This is a genomic window from Blastococcus sp. KM273129 (genome assembly GCF_021698995.1).
In the GTDB taxonomy this organism is placed as follows: Bacteria; Actinomycetota; Actinomycetes; order Mycobacteriales; family Geodermatophilaceae; genus Blastococcus.
Map to the genome: position 1 here is coordinate 83,555 of NZ_SSXB01000003.1, position 7,921 is coordinate 91,475.

A 7,921-nucleotide genomic window follows, 5' to 3' on the forward strand; every position below is an offset into this window, starting at 1 on the left:
CGCCCCGCCGCCCCCGCCCGGCTCCCAGCCGACGCACAGGGAGCCGACCTAGACTCGCCGCCGGTGAGCCGGGCCCGTCCGGCCCCCGCCGCACCGGCGCGGACGCGCCCCGTGAACGAGGAGAGGCCTTGGCCAAGGACCGCACGCCCGACAAGAGCCGCGCCACCGGTGGCGGGGCCACCCGGTCCGGCGGGCGCGCAGGAGGCCGCACCCGGCCGCCGACGCAGGTCGTGGCGCAGCAGCGGCCGTGGGGGCTGATCGCCGCGGCGATCGCCGTCGTCGTCTTCGCCGCGGCCGTCATCACCTACGCCGTCGTGCAGGTGCGCGAGGCCGACGCGCTGCGGGTCGACTCCATCGACGAGATCGACGGCGCCCAGGTCTTCGACTACGAGGGGGGCCTGCACGACGACGGCCCCATCGAGTACACCGAGTCGCCGCCGGTCGGCGGGGAGCACGCCAACCTCTGGGCCGACTGCACGGGCACGGTCTACGACGTCGACATCCGGCACGAGAACGCGGTGCACAGCCTGGAGCACGGCGCGGTGTGGATCACCTACAACCCCGACGAGGTCTCCGACGCCGACGTCGAGACCCTCGCCGGGCTGGTCGAGGGCGTCTCCGGCCGGATGCTCTCGCCGTACGAGGGGCTGGACTCACCGATCAGCCTCCAGTCGTGGGGCCACCAGCTGAAGGTCGACAGCGCCGACGACGAGCGGATCCAGCAGTTCGCCGACCTGATGACGTACAAGGCCGACAGCTTCCCCGAGCCGGGCGCGACCTGCGAGAGCCCCACCTTCCTGGCCGACCCGCTGCTGGAGAGCGACGACGCCCCGGCCACGCAGTGACGACCCCGTCCCCCAGGAGGTCGATCCCGTGAGCGCAGGAGATCCCGGCCGGCGCGGCCCTCTGCGGATCGCCCTCCTCGCCGTGATCGGCGTCGGCCTGCTCCTCCTCGGCGGGGGGCTGGCCGTCGCACTGGGCATCGGCCGGGATGGCCCGCCCGCGGCCGACTCGGTCGACGCCGGCTTCGCCCGCGACATGTCCCGGCACCACCTGCAGGGCGTCGAGATGGCCAACCTCGTCGCCGATCGCAGCGACGACCCCGAGGTCGAGCAGCTCGCCTTCGACATCTCGGCCACGCAGACCAACCAGGCCGGGCGCATGCAGGGCTGGCTGTCCCTCTGGGGCGTCCCGCCCACCGGCGGCGACACCATGGCCTGGATGCCCGCGGGCGAAAGGCACGCCGGCCACGACATGGCGGGCACGGAGACGGGCGCGGGCGCGCTGATGCCGGGCATGGCCACCGAGGAGGAGCTCGCCGAGCTGCGCAGCCTGTCCGGCACCGCGTTCGACGTGCAGTTCCTCCGGCTGATGATCCGCCACCACCAGGGCGGTTTCGACATGGCGGCCCACGCCGCCGACGACGCCGAGGTGCAGGCCGTGCGGGACCTCGCCCGGTCGATGGTCCGGTCGCAGGGCGCCGAGGTCGAGACGATGACCCGCATGCTCGCGGCCCGGGGCGGGACCCCCCTCCCGGAGCCGTGACCGGCGCCGCGGGAGGCGCCGCACGGGCGTCGACCGCGGGCTGGTAACTTCTCCTCTGCCCCACCACCGAGCCCCCGTAGCTCAGGGGATAGAGCACCGCCCTCCGGAGGCGGGTGCGCAGGTTCGAATCCTGCCGGGGGCACCCACGCGAGCCGGACCGGGATGCCCCGGGAACCGGCCGGCAGCAGCGAGCAGCCAGGCCCCGCGGGCACCCGACCAGGGTGCCGGCGGGGCCTGTTCTCGTCGTGGGTGGGCAGCGGCACGGCTCGGGGTGTTCGGGGACGGCGGCGGGTGTTTGATGAGGTCCGGGCGCCGGTACCGCCCGGTGCCCGAGGTGCCCGCAGGCCGGCCGCAACCACCACGCAGGAGGTCCGATGAGCTCGACAGCGGGCGCCGCTGCCCAGCAGGAGCGCCGGCGCGGCGCCTTCAGCTCCCGGCGGGTCTTCATCCTGGCGGCGATCGGCTCGGCGGTCGGGTTGGGCAACATCTGGCGGTTCCCCTACGTCGCCTACGAGAACGGCGGCGGAGCGTTCGTCGTGCCGTACCTGGTGGCGCTGCTGACCGCGGGCATCCCCTTCCTGCTGCTCGACTACGCGATCGGCCACCGCCACCGCGGCTCCGCGCCGCTCTCCTTCGCCCGCCTCCGCCGCGGCGCCGAGGGGCTCGGCTGGTGGCAGGTGGCGATCTGCTTCCTCATCGCCGTGTACTACGCCGCCGTGCTGGCGTGGGCGCTGAGCTACACGTTCTTCTCGGTCGACCAGGCGTGGGGCGCCGATCCGGAGGCCTTCTTCTTCGGGGAGTACCTGCAGGCCGGTGACGTCGAGGTGACCGCCGACGTGGTGCCCGGGGTGCTGGTGCCCCTGGCGGTCGTCTGGCTGGCCGTGCTGGTGGTCATGGCGCTCGGCGTCCAGCGCGGCATCGGCGTGGTGTCGCTGGTCTTCATCCCGGTGCTGGTGCTCGCCTTCGCCACCCTGGTGGTGCAGGCGCTGCTGCTGCCCGGGGCGGGGGCCGGCCTGGACGCCCTGTTCACCCCCGACTGGGCGGCGCTCACCGAGCCCGCGGTCTGGGCCGCGGCGTTCGGCCAGATCTTCTTCTCGCTGTCCATCGGCTTCGGCATCATGATCACCTACGCCTCCTACGTCGGCCGCCGCGAGGACATGACGGGCTCCGGCCTCGTCGTCGGGTTCTCGAACTCGAGCTTCGAGCTGCTGGCCGGCATCGGCGTGTTCGCCGCGCTCGGCTTCATGGCCCAGGCCGGCGGCGTCGCGGTCGGTGAGGTCGCCGACGACGGGATCGGCCTGGCCTTCGTCGCCTTCCCGGCGATCATCAGCGAGGCCCCCGCGGGCGCGCTCATCGGCGTCCTGTTCTTCGGCTCGCTGGTCATCGCCGGCATCACCTCGCTGATCAGCGTCATCGAGGTGGTCATCTCCGCCGTCCGCGACAAGCTCGACACCAGCCGGCTGACCGCCACCCTCGCCGTCGTGGTGCCCACCGCGGTGCTGAGCCTGGTGCTCTTCAGCACCACGAGCGGGATCTACGTGCTCGACGTCGTCGACCACTTCGTCAACCAGTACGGCATCCTCGTCGTCGCGCTGCTGAGCATGCTGGTCGTCGCCTGGGGGCTCCGGGCGCTGCCCCGGCTCGCCGACCACCTCAACGTGCACGGCCGCCCCCGGCTCGGCAGCGGCTGGCGGGTGCTGACCAGCGTCGTGGCCCCCGCGGGGCTGGCCGTCGTGCTCGTGCTGGCGGTGCGCGACGACCTGGATGCGCCCTACGGGGACTACCCCACCTGGCTCCTGCTCGGCTTCGGCTGGCTGCTGGTCCTGGCGCTGCCGCTGGTCGGCTTCCTGCTCGCCCGGCTGCCGTGGCGCGCCGGGACCCACCTGGACGGCCCGCCACCGGGCTCCGACCCCGGAGCACCCCTGGCGGAGGCGACGCCCCGCGACCGCCCGGTCAGCGGCTACGACGAGGGAGGCCGGCGGTGAGCGCGAGCGCGATCGTGATGATGGTGGTGGCGATGCTGATCATCTGGGGCGGCCTCGCCCTGGCGGTCACCAGCCTGGTGCGCCACGGCGCCGTCGAGCAACGCGCGGAGAACGTGCGCCGGGACCTCTGAGCGGACCCTCGCGGCGGCGAGCTCCTCGGGCTCGCCCTTGCGCCCGACCAGCACCCGGGACAGCTGCGACTCCAGGTAGCCCTCGGGGTACTGGTCGGTCATCTCCGAGGTGAAGAACCCCGGCGCCAGGGCGTTCACCCGGATCCCCTTGCGGCCGGTCCACTGCTGGGCGAGGTCGCGGGTCAGCCCGATCAGCCCCGCCTTGCTCGCGGCGTAGGCCGCCTGCGGCAGGCCGGCCGTGGTCAGGCCGAGGACGCTGGAGATGTTCACGATGGAGCTGCCGGGCTGCATGACGCGGCCGCAGGCCTGCGCCATCCAGTAGCAGCCGTTGAGGTTGACGTCGATGACCTGCCGGAACTGGTCGGGCGTCTCGCGGGTGGCCGGCACCGCGGTGCCCACCCCGGCGTTGTTCACGAGGACGTCGACCTTGCCGAACTCGGCCATGGCGGCGTCGACGAGCGCCTGGCAGTCCTCCGGCCGGGAGACGTCGGTGGCCACGCTGATCGCCCGCCGCCCCGCCGCCTCCACCGCGCCCTGGGTCTCGGCGAGCCGGTCGGCGCGGCGGGCGCCGAGCACGACGTCGCAGCCGGCCTCGGCCAGCGTGCGGGCGAAGACCGCGCCCAGCCCGGACGAGGCCCCGGTGACGATGGCGACGCGGTCGTCGAGGCGGAAGAAGTCGAGGATCGAGCGGTCGGGCATGAGCGGGGGTCTCCTCGCGGTCGGGGGCTGTCGGGCCACCGTATCGGCCGTGTGCGGTAGATCACCCGCCGAGCCGGGTAGGCACCTCGCCGTCCAGCCAGCGACGACCGGGAGGACGACCGATGACCGACCTCGCGCAGCGCCCGCGCGACGCCGCGCGGCGGGTGGGCCGGTGAGCGCCCCGCTGTGGCGCCAGGCGTTCGACGCCGCGGAACGGGCCGTGGCACCGCGGGCGGAGAGCCTGGTCCGCACCGAGCACTTCGCGCTCGGCACCGCCCTGGTGCGGCGGGCGCAGACCCTCGCGAGCCGGTCGGCGCAGCAGCTGAGCGCCCGCGCCTGGCACCTGCTCAACCTGCCCGCGGGCAGCGACATCAGCCGGCTGCGGGCCCAGGTGGGCTCCCTCGACCGCGAGGTGCGGCGGCTGACCATCCAGCTGGAGCAGGAGCGGCGCCGCGGCGCGGCTGCACGCCCACGCGCCCAGCGACCGACGACGAGCCCGACCACGGAGGACAGCGATGCCGACGGTGCCCAGCCCGCAGACGGTGCTCGACCGCGTCCGCCGCGACGTCGAGCGCAACACCCTCCGCGCCCGTAACGGCATCAAGCTCGTCGCCGGCGTCGACCGGCCGGGGGTCGGCCAGACCCCCAAGGACGTCGTCTGGCAGCGGGGCCGCACCCAGCTGTGGCACTACCGCAACGACCCGGACACCCACGGCGGCGTCCGGTACGGGCCCCCGCTGCTGATCGTCTTCAGCCTGGTGAGCCGCAGCTACATCCTGGACCTGACGCCCGGCAACAGCTTCGTGGAGCAGCTGCTGGAGGCCGGCTTCGACGTCTACATGCTCGACTGGGGTGAACCCGACGAGCGGGACGCCGGCAACGGGCTGGAGGACTACGTCGACGACTACATCCCCGCCGGCATCGACCGGGTCCTCGAGCTCTCCGGCGCCGACGAGGTCAACCTGTTCGGCTACTGCTTCGGCGGGGACCTCGCCCTGCTCTACGCGGCACACCACCCCGACGCGCCGCTGCGCAGCCTCACCGTGCTGGCGACCCCGGTCGACTTCCGGCACATGGGCCCGCTCGCCGACATCTTCGCCGTCGGCGGGATGGACGTGGCATCGGTCCTCGACGCGGACGGCAACGTCCCGCCCTCGGTCGTCGTCCAGGGCTTCCGGGCGCTGACCCCGACCGCGGAGGTGACCCGCTACGTCACCCTCTGGGAGCGGCTCTGGAACGACGAGTACGTCGCGTCGTACCAGGCCATGACCGGCTGGTCGGACGACCACGTGCCCTTCCCCGGCGCCGCCGCGCGGCAGACGGCGGAGATGCTCGTCCGGGCCAACGGCATGGTGAACGACCGGCTCACCGTCGGCGGGGACCGGGTCCACCTCGCCGACATCCAGGTCCCGTTCCTCACCGTGCGGGCCAACCGCGACCACATCGTGCCGCCGGCGGCCACGGCCCCGCTGATCGACCTGGTCGGCTCCCCCGACAAGCACGAGCTCCGCCTCGACGCCGGCCACATGGGGCTGGTCGTCGGGCGGACCGCGGCGAGGACGACGGTGCCCACGATCATCGACTTCGTCCGCCGGCGCAGCGACCTGCTCGACCCCGACGAGAAGCTCCAGGAGGACTGACGTGACGGTGGTGGAACTCGGGCCCGAGCGCTGCGACGCGCTGCTGCGGTTCTTCGGCGACCTCCCCGCGGGGGACCTGACCTTCATCAAGGAGGAGGTCACCGACCCGGAGACGGTCCGCTCGTGGGCCACCGGCGCGTCCGCCGGCGGCCGCTGGGTGGCCGTCGACACCGGTGGGGAGGGTGGGGACGGCACGGACGAGGTCACCGGTTACGTCGCCGTCCGCCCGCTCCCGGGCTGGTCGGACCACGTCGGGGAGATCCGCCTGGTGGTCGCGCCGTCGCGCCGTGGCAGCGGGCTCGGCCGGGAGCTGGCCCGGCAGGCGCTGGTGGGCGCGGTCGCCTCGGGGCTGTCGAAGCTCGTGGTCGAGGTCGTCGCCGAGCAGGGTCCGGCGCTCGCCCTCTTCGGTGACCTCGGCTTCACCGGCGAGGCGCTGCTCAAGGACCACATCCGCGACCGCAGCGGCGAGCTCCGCGACCTCATGGTGCTGGCGCACCACGTCTCCGACACGTGGGCGGGCATGGACAGCGTCGGCATCGCCGACGAGCTCGGGACGCCGGCCGGCTGACCCCGGTCAGCGTTCGGTGACCCGCCCGCCGTCGACCTCGAGGAGCCGGTCGGTGGCGACGGCGGCCAGCATCCGCCGGTCGTGGGTGACGAGCAGCAGGGTGCCCGGGTAGCCGGCCAGCGCCTGCTCCAGCTGCTCGATGGCCGGCAGGTCCAGGTGGTTGGTCGGCTCGTCGAGAACGAGCACGTTGACCCCGCGCGCCTGCAGCAGCGCCAGCGCCGCACGGGTCCGCTCCCCCGGCGAGAGCGTGACCGCCGGGCGCAGCACGTGGTCGGCGGTGAGCCCGAACTTGGCCAGCAGCGTGCGCACCTCCGCCGTCGGCCAGTCGGGCACCTCGGCCCCGAAGGCGTCCAGCAGCTGCTCGGGACCCAGGAAGCGCCCGCGGGCCTGGTCGACCTCACCGACCCGGACCGACGGGCCGAGCGACGCGGTGCCCTCGTCCAGCGGCACCCGGCCGAGCAGCGCCGCCAGGAGGGTCGACTTCCCGGACCCGTTGGCGCCGGTGATCGCGATGCGGTCCCCCCGGTCGACCTGCAGGTCGACCGGCCCGAGGGCGAACCCGCCCCGCCGGGCGACCGCCCCCCGGAGCGTGGCCACGACCGCCCCGGCGAGCGGTGCGGCGGCGATCTCCATGCGGAGCTCCCACTCCTTGCGGGGCTCCTCGACGACGTCGAGCCGCTCGATCATCCGCTGGGTCTGCCTGGCCTTCGCCGCCTGCTTCTCCGACGACGCGCGCTGCGCCGCCTTGATGTGCTTGTCGCCGTCCTTGGACTTCTTGATGGAGTCGCGGACGCCCTTGGCCATCCAGTTCCGCTGCATCCGCGCCCGCGCCTCGAGCCCGGCCTTGGTGTCGGCGAACTCGTTGTACTCCTCGCGCGCGTGCCGGCGGGCCACCTCGCGCTCCACCAGGTAGGCCTCGTAGCCGCCGTCGTGCACCCGCACGAGCTGCTGGGCGAGGTCGAGCTCGACGATGCGGTTGGCCGTGCGGGCGAGGAACTCGCGGTCGTGGCTGACCACGACGACGCCGGAGCGGGAACCGGCCACGAACCGCTCCAGCTGGTCCAGGCCGGCGAGGTCGAGGTCGTTGGTCGGCTCGTCGAGCAGCAGGACGTCGTAGCGGGAGAGCAGCAGGGAGGCCAGTCCCACACGGGCGGCCTGCCCGCCGGAGAGGCCGGTCATCGGCGCGTCGAGCCCGACACCGGGGGCGACGTCCGCCACCACCTCGGCCGCCCGCTCCTCGAGGTCGGCACCGCCGAGCGCTAGCTGTACTGACCGGGGAGGTTGGTCAAGCGGCTGATGGGTGGGTGGCCGCCGATGCCGGTGTGGGGCCGGTGGTGGTTGTAGGCGTGTAGC

Annotated in this window: 8 protein-coding genes, 1 tRNA gene and 1 pseudogene; 8 read left to right on the forward strand and 2 right to left on the reverse strand. The window is 73.9% G+C overall.

The window, feature by feature from the left end:
- Positions 1–128 precede the first annotated feature (128 nt).
- The 5 genes from E9565_RS02000 (at position 129) to E9565_RS23475 (ending at position 3,661) form a co-directional block, all read left to right on the forward strand.
- Complete coding sequence (locus E9565_RS02000; protein ID WP_236824690.1) at positions 129–845, forward strand: DUF3105 domain-containing protein; 717 nt, start codon at positions 129–131, stop codon at positions 843–845.
- Positions 846–873: 28 nt separating this feature from the next.
- Entirely contained in the window at positions 874–1,545 is a 672-nt protein-coding gene (locus tag E9565_RS02005) for a DUF305 domain-containing protein (protein WP_236833960.1), read from the forward strand.
- 70 nt (positions 1,546–1,615) lie between these two features.
- A tRNA-Arg gene (locus E9565_RS02010) sits at positions 1,616–1,687 on the forward strand.
- A 232-nt stretch (positions 1,688–1,919) separates the two neighbouring features.
- The gene (locus E9565_RS02015) at positions 1,920–3,530 is read left to right on the forward strand and encodes a sodium-dependent transporter (protein WP_236833961.1); all 1,611 of its coding nucleotides are present in this window, start codon (positions 1,920–1,922) and stop codon (positions 3,528–3,530) included.
- A gap of 32 nt (positions 3,531–3,562) precedes the next feature.
- On the forward strand, positions 3,563–3,661 hold the full coding sequence (locus tag E9565_RS23475) for a hypothetical protein (RefSeq protein ID WP_374201714.1): 99 nt from the start codon (positions 3,563–3,565) through the stop codon (positions 3,659–3,661).
- A 21-nt stretch (positions 3,662–3,682) separates the two neighbouring features.
- On the opposite strand, the pseudogene E9565_RS02020 reads toward E9565_RS23475, so the two are convergent.
- Positions 3,683–4,360 (reverse strand): annotated as a pseudogene (locus E9565_RS02020) (SDR family NAD(P)-dependent oxidoreductase); the annotation flags it as partial.
- Positions 4,361–4,532: 172 nt separating this feature from the next.
- On the opposite strand from E9565_RS02020, the gene E9565_RS02025 reads away from it, so the two are divergent.
- The 3 genes from E9565_RS02025 to E9565_RS02035 are packed head-to-tail and all read left to right on the forward strand — an operon-like array spanning position 4,533 to position 6,568.
- On the forward strand, positions 4,533–4,955 hold the full coding sequence (locus tag E9565_RS02025) for a hypothetical protein (protein ID WP_236833962.1): 423 nt from the start codon (positions 4,533–4,535) through the stop codon (positions 4,953–4,955).
- The gene (locus E9565_RS02030; protein WP_236824696.1) at positions 4,876–6,000 is read left to right on the forward strand and encodes an alpha/beta fold hydrolase; all 1,125 of its coding nucleotides are present in this window, start codon (positions 4,876–4,878) and stop codon (positions 5,998–6,000) included. Before E9565_RS02025 ends, E9565_RS02030 begins: the two co-directional genes overlap by 80 nt.
- A 1-nt stretch (position 6,001) precedes the next feature.
- Positions 6,002–6,568, forward strand: coding sequence for a GNAT family N-acetyltransferase (locus E9565_RS02035; RefSeq protein ID WP_236824697.1), 567 nt, complete (start codon positions 6,002–6,004; stop codon positions 6,566–6,568).
- 6 nt (positions 6,569–6,574) lie between these two features.
- On the opposite strand, the gene E9565_RS02040 is transcribed toward E9565_RS02035, so the two are convergent.
- Positions 6,575–7,786, reverse strand: coding sequence for an ABC-F family ATP-binding cassette domain-containing protein (locus E9565_RS02040; protein WP_236833963.1), 1,212 nt, complete (start codon positions 7,784–7,786; stop codon positions 6,575–6,577).
- Between the last annotated feature and the right edge of the window lie 135 nt (positions 7,787–7,921).

Coding starts and splice junctions, on each gene's coding strand:
- E9565_RS02015 (WP_236833961.1), top strand. CDS start 1,920: ATGAGCTCGACAGCGGGCGCCGCTGCCCAGCAGGAGCGCCGGCGCGGC.
- E9565_RS23475 (WP_374201714.1), top strand. CDS start 3,563: ATGCTGATCATCTGGGGCGGCCTCGCCCTGGCGGTCACCAGCCTGGTG.
- E9565_RS02030 (WP_236824696.1), top strand. CDS start 4,876: ATGCCGACGGTGCCCAGCCCGCAGACGGTGCTCGACCGCGTCCGCCGC.